This is a genomic window from Neoalteromonas arenosi (assembly GCF_030362855.1).
GTDB classification, from domain to species: Bacteria; Pseudomonadota; Gammaproteobacteria; order Enterobacterales; family Alteromonadaceae; genus Alteromonas_E; species Alteromonas_E arenosi.
Genome location: NZ_JAUCBP010000003.1, coordinates 1 through 582, shown reverse-complemented (window position 1 = coordinate 582; position 582 = coordinate 1). Strand labels below are relative to the sequence as shown.

Genomic DNA, 582 nt, shown 5'->3' with positions numbered 1-582 from the left:
TGGGGTTGGATCACCTCCTTACCTTAAGTCGATAGACATTTTTGATGCAGTGCTCACACAGATTGTTTTGTTATGAAGAAGAACGACCATACTATGGGGCTATAGCTCAGCTGGGAGAGCGCCTGATTTGCATTCAGGAGGTCAGCAGTTCGATCCTGCTTAGCTCCACCACAGGCTTGTAGCTCAGCTGGTTAGAGCGCACCCCTGATAAGGGTGAGGTCGGCAGTTCAAGTCTGCCCAAGCCTACCATTTACCTTGTGATTCGCTGGCGAATCGTCGCGTAAAAATGCTTGACCGCAACTTGCGAAGTTGCTGACATTTTTACTGCTCGCTAAAGATTGTGCGGCATGAGGAAGACGGCTGGTTGGTCGAAAAGGTAAGAGCCTTAATGAATGATGTGAATTATTGATTAAGGTTTTTTTGAGCCTTAAATATGTTCTTTAACAATTTGGAAAAGCTGATATTAATTTAATCCAAGAGTAACTGATTGAATTGTTGTTTTATAAAATGACGGTTCTTTCAAGCGAAACTTGTATATCGAGCAAATTAGTTTGCTGCAAAGAGTACTGTATGTCCTCCTTG

Annotated in this window: 2 tRNA genes; both read left to right on the top strand. The window is 43.0% G+C overall.

What is annotated here, in order from left to right:
* Nucleotides 1–95 precede the first annotated feature (95 nt).
* Nucleotides 96–171: transfer RNA gene (locus tag QTP81_RS04180), tRNA-Ala, on the top strand.
* 1 nt (nucleotide 172) lies between these two features.
* A tRNA-Ile gene (locus tag QTP81_RS04175) sits at nucleotides 173–249 on the top strand.
* The last annotated feature ends 333 nt before the right edge of the window (nucleotides 250–582 follow it).